Origin of the sequence: Flavobacterium anhuiense, from assembly GCF_900101855.1 — a bacterium.
GTDB lineage: Bacteria > Bacteroidota > Bacteroidia > Flavobacteriales > Flavobacteriaceae > Flavobacterium > Flavobacterium anhuiense.
The window spans coordinates 378,027-396,165 of record NZ_FMVC01000003.1 but is presented as its reverse complement, the minus strand read 5'-3'; the positions used below and the strand labels follow the sequence as shown (position 1 = coordinate 396,165).

General features: G+C 34.7%; 14 protein-coding genes. 8 read left to right on the top strand and 6 right to left on the bottom strand.

Annotation, left to right across the window (positions count from 1 at the left end; genetic code table 11):
- The first annotated feature begins 81 nt into the window (after positions 1-81).
- Positions 82-534, top strand: a complete 453-nt coding sequence (locus BLP44_RS09685) for a YybH family protein (RefSeq protein ID WP_244511726.1) — start codon at positions 82-84, stop codon at positions 532-534.
- Here the strand turns inward: BLP44_RS09685 and BLP44_RS09680 are convergent.
- The 4 genes from BLP44_RS09680 to BLP44_RS09665 form a co-directional block, all read right to left on the bottom strand.
- Complete coding sequence (locus BLP44_RS09680; protein WP_091132242.1) at positions 531-1,349, bottom strand: helix-turn-helix transcriptional regulator; 819 nt, start codon at positions 1,347-1,349, stop codon at positions 531-533. The two genes, BLP44_RS09685 and BLP44_RS09680, sit on opposite strands and share 4 nt — an antisense overlap.
- 211 nt (positions 1,350-1,560) lie before the next feature.
- Positions 1,561-2,331 (bottom strand): alpha/beta hydrolase, encoded by a 771-nt coding sequence (locus BLP44_RS09675; RefSeq protein ID WP_091132238.1) that lies wholly within the window; start codon positions 2,329-2,331, stop codon positions 1,561-1,563.
- A gap of 4 nt (positions 2,332-2,335) precedes the next feature.
- Positions 2,336-2,875, bottom strand: a complete 540-nt coding sequence (locus BLP44_RS09670) for a hydrolase (RefSeq protein WP_091132235.1) — start codon at positions 2,873-2,875, stop codon at positions 2,336-2,338.
- Positions 2,876-3,090: 215 nt separating this feature from the next.
- Positions 3,091-5,526, bottom strand: coding sequence for a sensor histidine kinase (locus tag BLP44_RS09665; protein ID WP_091132232.1), 2,436 nt, complete (start codon positions 5,524-5,526; stop codon positions 3,091-3,093).
- 206 nt (positions 5,527-5,732) lie between these two features.
- Between BLP44_RS09665 and BLP44_RS09660 the strand changes: the two genes are divergently transcribed.
- Positions 5,733-7,706 (top strand): sigma 54-interacting response regulator, encoded by a 1,974-nt coding sequence (locus tag BLP44_RS09660; protein WP_091132229.1) that lies wholly within the window; start codon positions 5,733-5,735, stop codon positions 7,704-7,706.
- A gap of 177 nt (positions 7,707-7,883) precedes the next feature.
- Here the strand turns inward: BLP44_RS09660 and BLP44_RS09655 are convergent, their stop codons facing one another.
- Positions 7,884-8,672 (bottom strand): alpha/beta fold hydrolase, encoded by a 789-nt coding sequence (locus tag BLP44_RS09655; protein WP_244511725.1) that lies wholly within the window; start codon positions 8,670-8,672, stop codon positions 7,884-7,886.
- A 270-nt stretch (positions 8,673-8,942) separates the two neighbouring features.
- On the opposite strand from BLP44_RS09655, the gene BLP44_RS09650 reads away from it, so the two are divergent.
- Positions 8,943-9,779 (top strand): alpha/beta fold hydrolase, encoded by an 837-nt coding sequence (locus BLP44_RS09650; RefSeq protein ID WP_091132226.1) that lies wholly within the window; start codon positions 8,943-8,945, stop codon positions 9,777-9,779.
- A gap of 153 nt (positions 9,780-9,932) precedes the next feature.
- Here BLP44_RS09650 and BLP44_RS09645 read toward each other — a convergent pair whose 3' ends face one another.
- Positions 9,933-10,613: a metal-dependent hydrolase gene (locus BLP44_RS09645; RefSeq protein ID WP_091132886.1), complete on the bottom strand. Its 681-nt coding sequence runs from the start codon at positions 10,611-10,613 to the stop codon at positions 9,933-9,935.
- A gap of 459 nt (positions 10,614-11,072) precedes the next feature.
- Between BLP44_RS09645 and BLP44_RS09640 the strand changes: the two genes are divergently transcribed.
- The 5 genes from BLP44_RS09640 (at position 11,073) to BLP44_RS09620 (ending at position 17,883) form a co-directional block, all read left to right on the top strand.
- Positions 11,073-12,725 (top strand): sulfatase-like hydrolase/transferase, encoded by a 1,653-nt coding sequence (locus BLP44_RS09640; RefSeq protein WP_091132223.1) that lies wholly within the window; start codon positions 11,073-11,075, stop codon positions 12,723-12,725.
- A 469-nt stretch (positions 12,726-13,194) separates the two neighbouring features.
- Positions 13,195-14,583, top strand: a complete 1,389-nt coding sequence (locus tag BLP44_RS09635) for a TolC family protein (protein ID WP_244511724.1) — start codon at positions 13,195-13,197, stop codon at positions 14,581-14,583.
- A complete protein-coding gene (locus BLP44_RS09630) occupies positions 14,584-15,570 on the top strand; it encodes an HlyD family secretion protein (protein WP_091132217.1) in 987 nt (328 codons plus the stop codon).
- The gene (locus BLP44_RS09625; RefSeq protein WP_091132213.1) at positions 15,570-16,754 is read left to right on the top strand and encodes an ABC transporter permease; all 1,185 of its coding nucleotides are present in this window, start codon (positions 15,570-15,572) and stop codon (positions 16,752-16,754) included. The genes BLP44_RS09630 and BLP44_RS09625 overlap by 1 nt, the downstream gene beginning before the upstream one ends.
- Positions 16,723-17,883 (top strand): ABC transporter permease, encoded by a 1,161-nt coding sequence (locus BLP44_RS09620; protein ID WP_091132210.1) that lies wholly within the window; start codon positions 16,723-16,725, stop codon positions 17,881-17,883. Before BLP44_RS09625 ends, BLP44_RS09620 begins: the two co-directional genes overlap by 32 nt.
- Positions 17,884-18,139: the final 256 nt, after the last annotated feature.

Here is an 18,139-nt window from a genome sequence, read left to right as displayed (position 1 = left end):
TTCAATTATGATAAAGTTGTTCGTTATTTTACAATTTTTGGGCTAGCAGAATAATTTTCTTTGTAAAAAAATATATAAACCATGAAAACAAAAATCATTTTAAGCACATTCATGATGCTTACTTTTTGGTGTAATGCCCAAAACACAGATCCTGCTTTAAAAGAGGTAAAAAAAATTATTGAAGCCAGTAACAAAACGTTCTCCGACTTTACCAACAAGAACGATGGTTCTATTGTTGCAAGATATACGGATAATGCTTGCCTATTTCCGCCAAATGGAGAGCCAAAATGCGGAGCAAAACAAATTGATTCTTTTTTTAGAGGCGGACCTCAAGTGCATGTTTTATTCACAATCCAGCATCTGTATGGAGACGCAAAAACAGCCGTTACTGAAGAAAGTTTTTATGAAATGACTGATATGAATGGCAAAAAACTAGATGACGGAAAAGTAATCGTGATCTGGAAGAAAACCAAAGATGGCTGGAAAATGCATCGTGATATGTTTAGCAGCAATCATCCTGCAAAACAAGGCTAAAAACCAATGTTAACTGCATGCTGTAAATTGGTATCGTTTTTAAGTAGCGAATTTCTGGATGCAGATGGCGTAATGCCAGTAAACTTCTTAAATTCTTTAATAAAATGAGCTTGGTCATAATAGCCATTATCGTAAGCTATAGTAGTCAACGATTCTGTCGTGTTGAGTACTAAATCCAGACTTTTATTAAATCGGACTACAGAGGTAAAAGCCGCAGGGCTTATGCCAATATTAGACAGATACAGTTTTTGGATATACCTTTCTGATAAACCTGAATTTCGGGCAAGGAAAGGTAAGTCCAATTGCTGATGATGTCGAAAAAGCTCCTGACTCAGATTCTGAACTATTGAAACCTTTTTTAGACGAGTTTCATTTTTCTTTAATTTTTGCAGAAAATACGTTTCTAAAGCGCTGATTTTAGACAATAAATCGTCCTTTTCCATAATCTGGTCATACAAATCCCTGTTTTCTCCCAAAGCAACATCATACATATCGGTGGCATAATTGGTAAATTCTGATAGAGGATCTGAAAAAAACAGTGCGCTGGCATGCGGATAAATTCTTGCTATTAGTACGGATGTTCCTTTTGCTACAGAAAGACGTGTTGGAAGCGTAAGATGTCCCAATAATTCTATTGCAGGAGTATCTTTTTGTTTTCCGTTAATAATAGTAGCTGCAAATCCTCCAGAAATATTTATAATCAAATCGACATATCCGCTTGGATAAAAAACTTCGTTGTCGAGATCTTTTTCGATTGTAACAATAGTATAATTTTTTATAAACGGCGCTAAACTGGCGGACGGTAAAATCTGCATATCGCTTTTTGTTGTAATTTAGAAGTAAATTAACTGATTTATAGCAAGTTCTAAATTAATAATAAATACAATATAAACGAATTAGAATTTAGCAGATGTTGTTGACTGAAATAACAGTAATCAATATTCCTACGGAATAAATTTTTTTTTGATTTTAAAAAAGCCCTGTACCATATTTTGCTACAGGGCTTTTATTTCAATTACAATTTTTTTATAGGTTTTCGTACCAATTTAAAATATAATCGGCTACACTTTCCCAGCCAGGTTCTCCACAGATAAAATGGCTTTTGCCATCAAATATTTTAAGGTCCACTCGTCCTGCATTTTCTTTATATCTACTGGCAATTGTTTCCGTTAAGTTAGGTGGAAAAATATGATCACTTCCGCCGCCAACAAAGAGAATAGGTTCATGCGGTTTTTTAAAATTGATATTGGAGAAAGAATTCAAAACCAATTCTCGGCTTACTTTATAACTTTCTGGCACAGCAAATTTCTCAAAAGCAATACTTTTTTGTGCTTCAGGTATGGTGTTAAAAAAGGCATAATCGTACCATTTTCGGCTTCCCATAAAATATTTAGAAGAAGAAAAAAAGCCAAAAGCAGGAATTACAGTCTTTAAAGTTTGAAATGGCGGAAACACATTTTTTGGTGGTGCTCCGTCAATACTTACTCCCGCAGCGGCTTTGCCCAATTCTACCAATTTTAAAGTTGCCATACCAGCCATTGAATGTCCAATAACCAAAGGCTTTTCAGGTAAAGTATCTATTAATCTGCTGATGTTGTTGACGATGTCAATAAACCCAGTTTTAGTCAGATCTGGATGAACTTTTGTTCTTAAATCAGCAGGATTTCCATCGTGTCCAGGGTTTGCAGGAGTGTAAACCGTATATCCTTTTTGTTCATAGTGCTTTTTCCAATCGGCCCAAGTTTTGTCATTGACAAAATTTCCGTGTATAAGTACAATTGTTTTTGATTTTGACATGATTTTATTTGATTAATGTTAGAATTTCTTTGAAGATATCTCGTCTGGAGTCTTTTACCAATTCATAGAGACACATTTCAATATTGGTTACAGAAGCTCCTTTTTGCTGCAGTTTTTGTAAAGCAATTTCAATGCTCTCAGCTGAGCGTGAAGAAATGCAATCAGCTACAATTTCGACTTCAAAACTATTAGATAATAATCCCGTCGCTGTTTGGTAAACGCAGATATGAGATTCTATACCACAGATTAGCCATTGTTTTCTTCCCGAATCGATAACCGTCTGTTTAAAAACTTCATTATCCAGAGCGTTGAATGAATATTTCTCAATGGGTTTCTGATGAATTAATAGCTTTTCCAATTCGGGAATTGTAGAGCCAAGTCCTTTCGGATTTTGTTCTGCCCATATTATCGGAATTGAAAGTATTTGACAGCCTCGAATTAGTTTTGCCAGATTTACAGCAAGTTTTTCGCTGTTATGTACAATTCGGGCAAGTTTTCCTTGCACATCAATTATAATCAATCCAGTTTTTTCTTGTTCAAGCATCGCCTCTAAAATTCAGGACGAAAATGACTGATAATAACATTATATTTTTCATAATAAATGGTTTTAAAGGTTAACCCTCGTAGAGAACCAATTTATATGCCATGTCAAGTTATTCCTTTAATAGTAAGGGTTTTGTAGCAACTTGTTGATTTATAAAGTGCTATATATCGCTAAACAGATTTAGATTCGTGAGATTTCGCTATAAATAATTCAGCTTACCTTCTTTTTTCATTGATTGGAAATTCTTTTGAAAATTCAATTTTAAGAATCGTTCCATTATTGTTTTCCATAGAAAAAGTGGCATCCAAATCGTCGCTTAAACCTTTTATCAAGCTTAATCCAAATGAATTGATTTTCTTATTGCTGATATTAGCATCAAAACCAACACCGTTATCTGCAATGGTAAGCAGATATTTGTTTTCAGATGTAGCCTGTAAAGTGACGTAAATCATTCCAGTTCTGTTGTCTGGAAAAGCATATTTTATAGAGTTTGTAATCGATTCGTTAAGAATAAGTCCAACTGGTACGGCCTGTGCTACATCCAATTCCAAGGGATCAATTTTTAATTCAAAACGGATTCTTTGTCCAAGCGAAAAAGATTCTCTTAAATATTCGACCAATTCTTTGATATAATTCGGCATATTGATAGTCGAAATATTCTCGGAACTATATAATTTCTGATGAATGAGCGACATAGAATGAATACGGTGCTGGCTGTTTTTAATTGCCGACAGCGCCATATCATTTTCCAGATAAGCAGATTGAGAATTGAGCAGACTTATTACAGTTTGAAGATTGTTTTTTACACGATGGTGGATTTCTTTTAAAAGCCATTCTTTCTCATCCAGTAAATGTCTTAGATTAATATTCTTCTGATTGATTTCTTTTTCTTTCAATTCAAGTTCGGCATTGTTTTTCTGTTTCAGACGATATCTGTTGTACAATAAGGTAATAATAAGAACCAATAAAACCAAACTCGATATAGAAACTGTATTTAATAATTTTGATTTTTTTAAGGCTGTTTCCTGTAAACTAGTTTCTTGATTTAATGATTTGATTTTCTGTTCTTTATTTTCTGTTTCGTATTGGAATCTAAGTTCTTCAATCTGCTTGTTTTTAGCATAATCTAAAACGGAATCGCTCATTTTTTTATACAATTTATGATGCTCTAATGCCGATTTAAAATTGCCATTTAACGAATCTAATTTGTATAATGACATTTGCAACGCTTCAGAATTATAGTTCTGGCTATATTTTTTTGATACAGCATCAATCTTATCGATATACAATTTTGTTTTATGAAGGTTTTTTCGATTCGCATAAAATAAAGCAATAGACGAATACGTGTTGCAGACATCTCTGTAAGTTTGTGGAGAGTCTAAACCATCAGCAGCTTCTCCAGCTTTTATAAAATACTTTTCGGCTGTGCCATAATTTTTGATTCGCCAGTAACAGTTGGCGTAACCATAATTCATAAGCATATTGTCAAACTTATTTGGAGGAGGATAGTGGCTCGTAATAGAATTCATGTATTCTATGGCTTCTTTGTTTTTTCCTTTCATGGATAAAGATGCAGTTGCTGTCATAAAACTTTTGTACCAACTGCCGCTACTAAAAATGTTTTGTCCGTATCTAATACTTTTTTCAGACATTTTTATGGCTTCATCTGTGTGTCCCATTTGCAAATACACCAATCCTAAGCGCATATAGAAAATATCAGCAAAAGTGTAATCTTTTGTAGACTCCATGCTTTTTACACTCTTTAAAGCATAATAAAGAGCGCTTTTAATATTGAATTGTACGCCTTCTATATAAGCAATTGTAGTTTCAATGTATTGCTGTTGCCTGAAGCCAATTTTTCGCATATCGGCAGCATTTTGATATAAGATTTTCTTGGCATCGTTTATTTTTCCGTGCCAGAAATAGATGGTACATATTCTTGCTTTTGTGATTATTCTTTTTTCTTCAAAGCCTAGGTTTTTGTATAAAGCTTCTGCTTCTTTCAGGATTTTTTCTTTTTCGGGATCTAAATCATATTGGTTTGTTGCCTGATAGAATAAAGCGTCTGCTAGAGCAGCTTTGTCGTTTTGTTTTCGGCATTCGTTTACTACTTGCGAAAAGCATTTTTTGCTTTCAGGATAATTGTTGATCTGGAAATAAAACTTTCCCAGAAGCATCAAACTCTCATGCTGCCATTTTTGAATTTTTAGCTGATTGCTGATTTTGACTGCTTCTGTTATAAAATGATGCGCATTTTTGATATCATCTGGTTTGGTAAAGGGTTTAAACAGATAAAAAATTCCCAATTGCAACGCTAGTTTTACTTTGTTTACACCTTTTGATTTTTGAAAAAGTTTTTTAGCAGCATCGATATTGCCTTTTTCAATTAAATCTTTTCCAATCAAATAAGAACCATCATAAAAACCTTCGTCATAGGCTAAAGAAACAGGCAATTTATAGGCTTTACAGGTTAAAACTACTGCACTGTCTAGATCTATTGATCCTTGATTTGAATTATACAGATAAGAAGAACAGGTTTGTATAAGCAAACGTTTCTTTTTTAAATCATAGCCCGCTGTAGCAGGGTGATTTTGCGCTTCAGAATTAATTGCAATCAAGAATAGAAGACAAAAAGTATACAGCAGCTTCATGAATTTGAAAGGGATTAGATTTAGTAAGTTTTTGATTAACAAATATAAAGAGAAACAATTGAGTTTGGCTTGCAAAATAACGGGAAAATTATGGTAAAATGTGATTTTTATTTAACTAAATTTGAAAACGCTTAATTTTAATTGTGATAATTAACTATTTTTGTATCAATGAATTAAGTGTTATGTAGGACAAAATTTACCCACTTATGAAAAAGTCTGCCGACAACGGAAATGAAGCTGCGGTTTCAGCATTAAAAAAGCGAATTTTAATTGTTGAAGATCAGTTTATTGAAGCGCACGATTTACAGCTTATTCTTGAAAAAGCTAATTATGAAGTTACAGGAATTGCAAGATCGGTAGAGCAGGCTTTGGAACAGATTGAGATTGAAAAACCAGATCTTGTTTTTTTGGACATTATGCTCAAAGGCAAGCGTGACGGCATAGAGTTAGCACATATTCTTAAAGAAAAGCATATTGGTTTTATTTTTATTTCGGCCAATTCCAGTAAGAGTATTTTAGACGAAGCAAAAACTACACAACCATACGGATTTATTGTAAAACCATTTAGAGATCAAGATGTTCTCACGACTCTCGAAATAGCTTTTTATCGTCAGCAATATAGTTTAGAAAGCCAGTTGAGACAACAATTTCAGCTTCAAAAAGCAATTTCAGAGATCATAAATTCAAATGTAAAGAAAGAAGAGGCTTTGTTGGCTTTTGCAAAAGCAGTTCAGACTTTTATTCCTTTCGATTATTTAGAGACTGGTTTTGTGGCCAGTACACATTACGATAATCTCGGAATTGTCCGCAGAAATATCGATCAGTATCAGATTATTAACCTGCAGAAACTTGTTCAAATAACAGAATTGTCTGAGAGAGAAATAAATGAAACGTACAAGAAATCAAAAATAGATCGAGAACCGATCATTTATAGCGAAGAAGCACTGATAAACAACCTTCAGGAAGCGCCAATAAAAGCTTTGATCTCGCACAATTTCGGAATAAAATCATATTTAGTTTTTCCGCTTTCGATTGCTGCAATCCAGAGCTATCATTTTACTTTTTACAGCCGTAACCTGAATGTGTATTCCCAGGAACATCTGCGAATTTTGACTTCACTAGAACCTATATTCGGGCAGTTTATAGCAAAAATCTATTCGAAAGAAGAATTTAGTGTGGCTCCCAAAAAAGCTGAAGCCAAAAACGCTAAACCAGTAAGCACCCAAGAAGGTTTTGAAGGGATTATTGGCAATAGCTCGCAAATGAATTCTGTTTTTAATTATATTCGAAAAGTAGCCCCTTCCGACACTTCGGTACTGGTTCTTGGCGAAAGCGGAACAGGAAAGGAAAAAATTGCGCAAAGCATTCATGCTTTATCTCCCAGAAAAGATAAGCCTCTGGTTATTATCAACTGTGGAGCAATTCCTGAAAATCTTGCCGAATCACTGCTTTTTGGTCACGAAAAAGGTGCTTTTACAGGGGCTTTAGATAAACGTATCGGTAAATTTGAATTGGCTGACGGTGGAACTATTTTTCTAGACGAAGTAGGAGAGATGTCTCTAGAACTTCAGGTCAAATTGCTGCGTGTTTTGCAGGAAAGAGAAATTGAGCGCGTTGGCGGTACTTCTCCTATGAAAATTGATGTTAGGATTATTGCAGCAACCAACAAAAATCTCGAAGAAGAAGTGGCAGCGGGAAGATTTAGAATGGATTTGTATTATCGTCTGCATGTTTTCCCAATTATGGTTCCTCCATTAAAAAAGAGAAAAGAAGATATTCCAGATTTAGCCAATCATTTTATAGCCATTTACAGTGATAAAATGGGCAGAAAAGCACCAGCGCTGTCTGATTTTGCTTTGCAGCAGATTATGAATTACAATTGGCCGGGAAATATTCGTGAACTTGAACATGTCATCCAACGCGCAATTTTATTGACAGAAGGAAACACAATTAAGGAAATAGAACTTTCGATGTCTGCCAAAATGCATCCTGAACAACCAGCTGAATCATTTTCGATCAAAACAATATTAGAAAACGAAAGAGATTACATTCTTTACATCCTTAAAAAATGCAACGGAAAAATTTCTGGATCTGGCGGTGCGGCCGAAATTCTGGATATTCATCCGTCAACATTGAATTCTAAAATTAAAAAGCTGGAGATTAAGAAAGGGATTATTTAATTCATATCTTAAAAAAAAATAAACATATTGAAACATAGATTTTATGTTCTATGTGTAAAACATGGCAAAGAGAAAAATATTTCTTTCATATAGTTTGTCCTATTCTTTCAATTAGTGAAACGCCTTTTTAAGTTTGACTAAACTATATTTCTATGTGTTTAAAATGATTAGTAATGTTTAAGTAACTTTCATCAGCCAATTTGCTATAAACTCAGCAATATTCTCCCAATTTTCCTGATTTATGCTCAGATGATTTGAATTTCGAAATTCTTTATAACAAGTTATAGAGTGCAGATTTTTGTATTTTATAAAGTTAGCATAATTCAGAGAAGCAGGCGTAAAGACATCTTCTGAACCGGATATAAATAGAAGAGGTTCGTGTTTCTTTTTAAAATCGATTTTTCCTGTTTTCGTAAAAATATCACGCATTATTAATTTTGATTCCGGAATTAAAAATGTTTCGTAGGTTTCTTTTTGTTCTTCAAAAGTCATTTGGCTGCTAAAATAGTGTTGCCATTTTTTAAAAGGCAATAAGTAAGTTTTGGCTGCCGAACTGAAAATGCCTGATAGGCCCCAAATGGTTTTATAGAAAGAAAAATTAAAATGAAATGCATTGTAAGGAGGAATTGAGTTGATACAGATTCCAGCAGAACCCAATTCCTTCTGAATCAGTAATTGAGCTAAAAGGCCTCCGTAAGAATGGCCTATTAGAATAGGCTTTTCAGGAAGTTTGTCCATAATTTCGATATAGTAATCCAATACAATATTCAAACTGTTTAAAGCAATTTTTGAATTAGGATGCGTTTGTCTTAAGGCAGCAGGCAGTTCATTTTTGTGTGGCCAAGGCGGTGCTACAGTTTTATACCCTTTACTTTCAAAAAAAACGATCCATTCTTTCCAACAAATATGGCTTACAAATGCTCCAGTAATAAACATAATGGTTTTTTTATTAGATAAATACATCATATCGAAGCTATTAGGTTAGTTTTCAGAAAGTAATACAGTTTGAAAACAAAAGAAATGCCTTTTTTATAAAGTATTGATTATAAAAGCATTGTTAGAACAGCTAGTGGCAGAATTATTATATATCGTTAAAAACAAGTTTTGATTCTTGAAATATCATAAGTTCAAGCAAAAAAAAATCTAGTAAATCCTTTATTTTAAAGGCTCTGCGTTTTGGTTTAATCTTTGTCTCCCTCAAAAAACAATATGGGTTTCAATCTTTAAATTATAATTATGGAAAAAATTTATGACACAGAAACAAGTTTCGCAGAATTAGGCGATCGTACCATTGCTTATCGCTCGTATGGAAAAGGAAAGGCAATAATTTTTGTAAACCGTTTTAGAGGAACGTTAGATACGTGGGATCCGCTGTTTGTGGCAAAAATGGCAGAAAAATTCAACGTTATCGTATTTGATTATTCTGGAATTGGTTCTTCTACAGGAAGTCTGGCTCCTGATATTACTGTTGTAGCCAAAGATGTCAAAGATCTAGCTGATTTCTTAAAACTAGATTCAGTTATTGTTTTAGGATGGTCTTATGGCGGTTTGGTAGCACAGACAGCAACTTTACTATATCCTAATCTGGTGACACACGCTGTTTTAGTCGGAACAAATCCGCCGGGGAAAAATGAGATTCCTATAGAACAGGCATTTTTTGATGCGGCGCTAAAACCAGTAAACGATTTTGAGGATGAAATTGTTTTGTTTTTCGAACCAAAATCAGAATCTAGCCGATTAGCAGCAAAAGCTTCTCATGATCGAATTCATAAAAAAATTGATGGCGGAAAGATCCCTTCTACAATGGATGTTTTTCAATTGTATTTTGGCGGAGGAGATACTTTTAGAGAAGACGCACTTAATTTCAGAGAACAGCTTAAAAAGATAAAAACACCAATTTTAATTATATCTGGAGATCACGACATCAGTTTTGCGGTAGAGAACTGGTATCCGTATATCAACCAAATGACAAATGCCCAAATGATTGTGTATGCCGCGACTGGACACGGACCACAGCATCAATATCCTGAGCTTACAGCGCAGTATATCATTAATTTTGTAGAATACACTTAATTTCAATCAGTAGAACATAATTACGAAAAGGAATAGTCAGCATCTATTCCTTTTTTTATATAAAAGTTTTAAAGTTTTTTTTTGATGATAGACATGATGATATTTCGCTAAAAGCTGTCTTTTAGCGAAATATAGCAAAAGAAAATCCACAATTTAGATTTCTATAGTACTGTTTATTTTAGGAAGAAACAATTGAAGAGAATCATCCTTAAACGCATCCAAAGCTTTTTGATGGTCCATAACAATAAAACCGAAAGTATCATAATGAACGCCTAATATTTTTTTCACTCCGACAAGTTTAGAAGCTTCGATGGCTTCTTCAATTCCCATTGTGAGTCCGTCACCTATGGGAAAAACAGCAAAGTCAAGTTTAGTAAATTTAGGAATGAGCTGCATATCTAAAGTCAAAGCGGTATCGCCACTGTAATAAAAATTGCCATCAGAGGTTGTAAGCACAAAACCACATGCGATGCCTCCATAAGAGCCGTCCATAAAACTGCTAGGATGTTGTGCTACCACACATTTTACGGTTCCAAAATCAAAATCAAATTTACCGCCTGGATTAATAGGATGTGCATTTTCGATTCCGTTTTTCAATAACCAGTTATAGATTTCAAAATTTCCGAGCACTTTTGCTCCAGTATTTTTTGCAATTCTTTCAACGTCTAGAATATGGTCATAATGCGCATGAGAAATAAAAATATAATCTGCTTTTATGGCATCAACATCAACCTCTTTGGCTAATTCGTTTGGCGTAATAAAAGGATCAAAAAGAATATGTTTTTCGTTGGCATAAACAGAAAAACAAGAATGTCCGTAGTACGTAATTTTCATGGTAAATCGTTTTAAATCAGTTAATAATGAAGATTGTTTTTCCAAGAAACATGCCAGTAACTTATTGTAAGAAATTGATTTTATCTTAAAAAAAGGCGTCGAAATGTCTTTTCCAAGCAATTCCATTTTATGCAAATATTAAATCTCATGATGCATATTTTGGTTTCACTATGCAAAAATCTATTTGCAAAAAGATTTGTTTGTTTTTAAATGTTTATATGCTGAAAAAAGCAATATAAAGATGTTGCATTTTATAAGTTGCAACAAAGTTCTGTGTTGTTAAAGTAGTATTCTGCTTACATTTTTTTTTAAATTTGATAAATCATAAATTCTACATGATTCAACAACTAGTTTGTATTTTATTCTTCAAGCTTTTTTTCATCTACAAGCCATTATCTTTTTAACTCGAAGAATTAACATTAAATAAAATTATTAACAGTTTAACCTAAAGAATTTATTATGTTAAAAGTAGTTACCCACACAAGCAGACAATCAGTTATCTATCTTGGAACCTTATTTTGCAGTATCTGTGCTTTTGCACAGGAACCTCAAAAAGTCGAAGGAAAACCTGGTTACAATCAACCTAATCAGTATATAGTCAAACAGCCTACAAAGCTTGCCGACAATATGGAACCAGTAATGTTTATTAAAGAACAGAATGATGCTGCCAGAAAGAAATTGGCAGATTTAGAAAAGAAAAAAGGAAAGAAACCGAACATCGTAATATTTTTATTGGATGATGTAGGTTATATGGATATGGGGTTTAATGGAGGTGGCTCAGCAGTAGGAAATGCAACTCCAGACATAGACCGTTATGCTCAATCAGGAATGATTTTGACATCGGCTTATTCACAGCCTAGCTGTTCGCCAACGAGAGCCACGATTATGACTGGGCAAAACCAGATTCATCATGGAATACAGTCCCCGCCAATGTACGGGCAGCCTGGCGGATTGGAAGGACTTACTACAATTGCACAGCTACTTTCTGCACAAGGTTACACAACCCAAGCGATTGGAAAGTGGCATATTGGAGAAAATGAAGGTTCTCAACCCCAAAATGTTGGATTTGATGATTTTAGAGGTTTTTTATCTGTTTCAGATATGTATACAGAATGGCGAGACCCTATTTTTAATCCAGAAGTAGCTTTAAGTCCAGAGCGTTATGAGTATATCAATAAGCTTCCGTTTAGTAAATCTGATGTACATGCAGTAAAAGGTGGTAAAATTGAAAATCTTTATACAATAGACACTGACAATATCAAAGACTTAGATCAGAAATGGATGCAGTATGGCGTTGATTTTCTTAAAAAACAAAAAGGTAGTAAAAAGCCATTTTTTCTATACTATGGAACTAGAGGATGCCACTTTGACAACTATCCGAATGATTATTATTTAGGAAGATCGGCAGCCAGAACAACTTATAGTGACTGTATTATAGAGGTAAATGATATTTTTAATAATTTGATGAAAGCTATTGAAGAAAGTGGCGAGGCCGAGAATACAGTAGTCTTTTTTGGATCAGATAATGGTCCTGAAGCAGAAGTTGCGCCACATGGCCGTACTCCATTTAGAGGAGCTAAAGGCTCTACTTGGGAAGGTGGAGTTCGCGGACCCGCATTTGTATACTGGAAAGGAATGATTCAGCCTCGTGTATCAGATGGTCTATTTGATTTTGCCGACCTTTTTAATACCGCTTTGTCTCTTGCTGGAAAACCAGGAGCAGATCTTGCCAAACTTGTACCTGCAAAAACATATATTGATGGTATTGATCAGGCGTCATTTTGGGTAGCGGATAACAGTGTTTCTAATAGAAAAAGCGTTTTTTACTGCTGGGATGATCAGATTTCGGCTGTTCGCGTAGATGAGTTTAAATTTATGCCAATCGTACAGATTTTAAATTCTGTGGTTCAAGCGGGACATATTGGTGGATTCAGCGGGACTATGCAGCAGACCAATGGTTCCAACATGTTCAACCTGTATACCAATCCTCAGGAAGACGAGACAATCGGAATTAGACATATTCCATTAGGAGTGCCTCTTCAAGCTGAGTATTTACGCTATAAAGAAGTATTAAAAAAATACCCATCTAAAACTCAAATTAGTACAAAATAAAATAAATTTTGTTAGTTATTTTTTCTTAAGGTAAAAGCCTCTCTTTCCACAGGAGAGGTTTCTATCTGTTTTTTAATTCTAAGAGCTTCCTAGATAGCACACACTTTTTTTAGATGCTATAACTAGATTTATAATTTTTTAATTCGTTAAGTAAAGTCGTCTGATTTTCCAAAAATTAAGATGAACTTATTAAATAAAATCTTATCTTTAAATAGTTGATCCATCGGTCTGTTGTTTTTGCCGATGTATTTTTTCGTTTACTGTTTAGGTTAAGAAACCCCAATATTTACGTAAGCAGTACAATTTAAAGTTTTTATCTCATTTCTATTGTATTATGCTGTTTTAGTTAAATAGCAATAAGAAGTCGCTGGTTAGTAATTTCAATTCTAAGAATATTATATAGATGTACGTAAAACTAAATTTCTTAAAGCCTTTTATTTTGTGTTGTTTTCTATTCTATTGTCTGAATATGAAAGCACAAACTACTTCTCTTGAAGAATGTTTTTCTATAGCCAAACAAAATAATATTACTATAAAACAGGCCAGATCTGCATTATTAACAGGCGAGTACAATCTTCAGGCCGAGAAGAAAGGGTATTTCCCTAAGGTGGATCTTTTGTCGAGTTATTCTTATTTAAGCAATCCGCTAACTATAAATCTGCAAACGGTAAAAGATGGAATTGTCGAAGGTTCATCGCAGCAAAGTGTAAATACTGCCAACGAAATTTATCATGAAATTACAGGTGGCAATTTATCGCAGGCTGCTCAGGATCGTATTTACGATGCTTCAAAAAAAGTGATTAGCGGTATTTATCCAGATTACAATCCTAGTTTAAGCAAGCAATCCTATTTTATTGCGGGGGTAGGAGTTCGTCAACCTATTTTTTTGGGAAATAAAATAAATTCCAGCATTGATTTGGCTCAATCCGTTGTCAATTCAGCAGATATTGGTGTCGAGCTTGCTGGCAAAGAAGTTGATTTTTTAATTGCAATTCAATACATCAGAATATTATATCTCAATTCTTTAATTAAAAAACAGGAACAGATTGTAAATGCTTTAGATAAAAATAAAAATTACGCAGAAGAGCTAGTAAAAAATAAAATACTGCCTCCTTATCAGAAGAACTGGACGAATGTGGTCTTAATTCAAGCGCAAAGCCAATACAACAATATTAAGTTGGAAAAGCAAAATGCCCATTTGGAACTGAATAAGCTTATGGGAGTTGACCTTAATACCGAAATAGTGATTTCAGACACCTTGAGATACAATGCAGTGAATCTTGAGAAGCCTGTTAAGGATTACTGGCTTACAAATCCCGTTTACAGAATTGCAAACAACAAGATTACGTACGCAGAAACTGCTGAAAAAATCAGCAAATCAATGGCTTTGCCTAATATTTTTGCAATAGGAAATTACAACTTATATCAGAAAGATTTACCGGTTTCTATTCCAGATTGGTTTGTGGGGTTGGAATTGCAATGGACTTTGTATAACGGACAGACAAGCAAAAAAACTTTGGCCGCGAAACAGCTGATAGAAGAGGCCAAGTTAGGAGAGGAGAATTCGAGTTTAATGCTTCAAGTGCAGTCGAGAGTAGCTAAGAATAAAATGAGTTCTCTTCAAAACGATGTTGATGCCATGGATGCAGCCAGAAAAGAAGCCGCTACAACAAGCAGTTTAATTACCAAAAGAATGAACAATCAGCTGTCATCACCAAAAGACGTGAATGATGCTTTATTGGTAGAAACGGAAATTGAAAAAGGATATTATACCGCTGTATTAGGATACTATCTGGCATTAGCCGAATATTTTAATAGCTTAGGAAATCCAAGTCAAATAACGCAATTTATTAAATAGATGAAAGAGATATTTAAAAACTACTGGGCGCTGATCATTCCGATCTTTGTAGTAATAGCAGGATTGATTTTTTTCTTAAAAGATAATAACGAAGAAAATAATTTCATAGGAATGGTCGATGCATCAAGTGTTGATGTAGCGGCAGAATTCCCAGGCAGATTAGATTCGTTGCTTGTTCAGCAAGGCGACACTGTAAAAACAGGGCAATTATTGGCCGTGCTTCGATCTAACGAAATAAATGCGATTAAAGCGCAGGCGTTATCGGCTATAGATGCAGCAAAAGGGCAGCAGGAACTGCTTACGCAAGGAGCAAGGCCAGAACTTATTGAAGCCACTTCTAAATTGTATCAAATCAGTCAGGAGCAATATAAATTGTTTAGCACTACTTATGACCGCATGGAACGATTATACAAAGAAGATGTTATATCGGGACAGGAAAAAGATGTTTTCTATTTTAAGTTTCAAGCTGCGAAAAAAGAAATGGAAACCGCTCAGTTAAATCTGCAAATGCTAAAAAATGGTACAAGACCTGAATTGCTAAAAACTGCAAATGCAATTGTAAAACAAGCAGAACAAGCTTATGAATTGACTAAGGCACTTGGAGATAATACAAAAGTATATGCTCCAGCAGATGGCGTAATCTCGAGTCTGGTTACACATCAGGGAGAAATTGTATCCATTGGGTATCCGATTATGACGATAGAGAAGAAAAACTCAACTATAATTAAGTTTAATATCAGACAAGATAAATCAAATCTGCTAAAGGTAGGAAGCAAAGTATCGGTTAAAGTTCCAGGCTGCGAACCTGAAACGTTTAGCACTACCGTACATTCTATTGCGCCTACATTGGAATTTGCCAATTGGGTTCCGTCTAAAGACAAAGGAGAATTTGAACTGAGAACTTTTACCATAGAACTAAAGCCTGAAAACCTTTCACAGATAAAAGGACTTCGTTCTGGCATGACGGCTTCTTTAATTCTTCCTTAATGAATGCTATCAAGAACATAATCGTTAGGGAATGGAAGCGCATTCTAAGTTTGAAAGTGTTTTACTTGGTAATGCTTGTGGTTCCTGTAGCTTTGTTTTTCTTTTATGCTCTTATTTATCAGAAGCAGGAGGCTAAAAATTTGGCATTTGCGGTTTGGGATGAAGATCAAAGTCCTGTTAGCCGTGAATTGCTTTTTTTATTAGAACAAAAAGAAGCATTGCAAATTACTAGAAGAGTCAGCAGTGAAGCCGAAGTAAAAAAACTGATACAAGAAGGTAAAATCTTAGGAGCCATACATTTTCCCGCAAATCTTCAAAAGAATATTTACAGCAGACATCCAAGTACTGTAACCTTGTATACTAATGCTGCGGCGTTAGTTCCTGCCAAATTAGTTTATAAGGCTGTCGCCGAAGTTGTAATTACTGGAAGCACAGGCGTAATTTTGCAGAAATTGGTAAAAACCGGAATGAAATCTGATAGGGCAATGGCAATTGCGAATCCGATTAGTCTCAATACCTATCAGCTTTATAATCCGACTTATAATTATCAGGAATATTTGGTTCCAGGATTAATAACTGTCGGTATGCAGATGATTCTAATTATTGGTTCTATGCTGGCTTTAAATTTCGAATGGGTGACAGAAACAATGCACGAACTTTACGATTCATCTAGAGGTTCTGTCGTTGCTGTAATTGTTGGAAAAACAATTGCGCATCTCGCCATCAGCTGGATTAATTTTATCATCATTGTAGGTGTCATTTTTCCTTTTTTTGATATTGGTGTTGGTGCAGCAACAGGTAAGTTTTTTATCATTTATACACTGCTTTCTTTAGCCTGTATAGGCATTGGCATGTTTATATCGGCTTTGTTTAAAGACGTAATGCTTTCGGGAGATGTTGCCCTTTTCTATACTTCACCAGCTTTTGTTTTCAGCGGATTTACTTTTCCGAGATGGGCAATGCCTTGGTACGACCAATACTATGCGCTTATTATGCCTTATACCTCGTTTTTGGATGGATTTTTTAAAGTCTATTATATGAATCTCCCTTTAAAATATGCTTTAGGAGATTTTTCCAAACTTTTATTGTTCTGTGCGGTAATGTACCCGACAGCTATGTTGTTGTTCAAACGTCAATTTAATTCGATTAAAAATGAAAAAGAAACCGCAACAATCGCTGACTAATCTTTTTTTGAGAGAAGCTTCGCACGTAGTGAAAGATCATAGTTTGCTGCTAACGCTTCTTATCGCACCTTTGCTTTATGCTTTTTTTTACGGAAGCATTTATATCAATAAAGAAGAATTTGATGTGAAATTGGCTGTTGTCGATGATGATAATTCGAGATTATCCCGCTTGCTGCAGCAAAACATCGACGATTCTCCGATAGTAGAACTCATTCATTTTTCTAATCTAGAACAGGCAAAAGAGCAGATGTATCAAGGCAATTGCCAAGGTTATTTTTATATTCCAGAAGGGACAGAAGCCAATTTGCTGAGTTTAAAACAAAGTAATGTTGTATTGGCAATCAATGCTGCAAGGTTTCTTCCCTCGAGCGATCTCTTACTAAATGTCCAACAGATATGTCTCACGGTTGGGGCGGGAGTGAGGCTTCAGTATTATCAGAAAAAAGAAGGCATGAGCACTACTATTGCTATGGAAAATGTAATGCCTGTAAATTTAGATTATCGTCCGTTATTTAATGAAAGATCAAGTTATGGAGCTTTTTTGCTGCCTGGATTGCTTGCTCTTATTTTACAGCAAACATTATTGATTGGCTTATGCGAAAGTGTTGCAGGTGAGCGTCAGCGTTCTCGTTTGAGCGAATGGTTGGGTTCTGGTATTTCTAATGGCATCTGGGGAAAAGGATTGTTCTATCTGATTCTTTTTTCTTCCTATGGCTTTTTCTTTTTAAATGTAAATTACAAATTGCTTAATTTACCCATGAGAGGCAACGGATTAGAATTGAGTTTATTGTTGTTTTTGTTCATTGTCACTTTAATTCCGATGGCTCAGTTTATTGGTTCTTTGTTCAAATCGCAATTGCTTTGTTTGCAGATGATGGCTTTTTCGACTTATCCAATTTTCTTGATTACAGGTTACAGTTGGCCGTTTGAGTCGCTTCCTCTAGTATTGCAGTGGCTATCCAACCTTTTGCCGACAACGCCTTTTATTGTTTTGTATACGGCCATCGTACAATCGGGTGCGAGTTTATGGGACAATCCGTCTGTTTTATTGCATCTTATATTGCTTTTTGCTTTTTATAGCACAATTTGTTTTGTTCGCTTACGATATTTGGCGGGTAAAGAGTTATGAATTATGAGTTATGAATTATGAATTATGAATTATGAGTTATGAGTTATGAGTTATGAGTTATGAGTTATGAGTTATGAGTTATGAGTTATGAGTTATGAGTTATGAGTTATGAGTTTTGCCTAATCGTTACGCATGCATTCAAACATAGCCCGTGGGTTTCAACCACGGGGATACTAATGATATGGTATAATTTGAATTGGCTCCAGCTCAAGTTGGAGGCAACTCATAAAAAAAAGCTCAACTTCGAGAGTTTTGA

Coding starts and splice junctions, on each gene's coding strand:
- BLP44_RS09665 (WP_091132232.1), bottom strand. CDS start 5,526: ATGAAGCTGCTGTATACTTTTTGTCTTCTATTCTTGATTGCAATTAAT.
- BLP44_RS09685 (WP_244511726.1), top strand. CDS start 82: ATGAAAACAAAAATCATTTTAAGCACATTCATGATGCTTACTTTTTGG.
- BLP44_RS09620 (WP_091132210.1), top strand. CDS start 16,723: ATGAAAAAGAAACCGCAACAATCGCTGACTAATCTTTTTTTGAGAGAA.
- BLP44_RS09630 (WP_091132217.1), top strand. CDS start 14,584: ATGAAAGAGATATTTAAAAACTACTGGGCGCTGATCATTCCGATCTTT.
- BLP44_RS09650 (WP_091132226.1), top strand. CDS start 8,943: ATGGAAAAAATTTATGACACAGAAACAAGTTTCGCAGAATTAGGCGAT.
- BLP44_RS09660 (WP_091132229.1), top strand. CDS start 5,733: ATGAAAAAGTCTGCCGACAACGGAAATGAAGCTGCGGTTTCAGCATTA.
- BLP44_RS09635 (WP_244511724.1), top strand. CDS start 13,195: ATGAAAGCACAAACTACTTCTCTTGAAGAATGTTTTTCTATAGCCAAA.
- BLP44_RS09655 (WP_244511725.1), bottom strand. CDS start 8,672: ATGATGTATTTATCTAATAAAAAAACCATTATGTTTATTACTGGAGCA.
- BLP44_RS09645 (WP_091132886.1), bottom strand. CDS start 10,613: ATGAAAATTACGTACTACGGACATTCTTGTTTTTCTGTTTATGCCAAC.
- BLP44_RS09625 (WP_091132213.1), top strand. CDS start 15,570: ATGAATGCTATCAAGAACATAATCGTTAGGGAATGGAAGCGCATTCTA.
- BLP44_RS09680 (WP_091132242.1), bottom strand. CDS start 1,349: ATGCAGATTTTACCGTCCGCCAGTTTAGCGCCGTTTATAAAAAATTAT.
- BLP44_RS09670 (WP_091132235.1), bottom strand. CDS start 2,875: ATGCTTGAACAAGAAAAAACTGGATTGATTATAATTGATGTGCAAGGA.
- BLP44_RS09675 (WP_091132238.1), bottom strand. CDS start 2,331: ATGTCAAAATCAAAAACAATTGTACTTATACACGGAAATTTTGTCAAT.
- BLP44_RS09640 (WP_091132223.1), top strand. CDS start 11,073: ATGTTAAAAGTAGTTACCCACACAAGCAGACAATCAGTTATCTATCTT.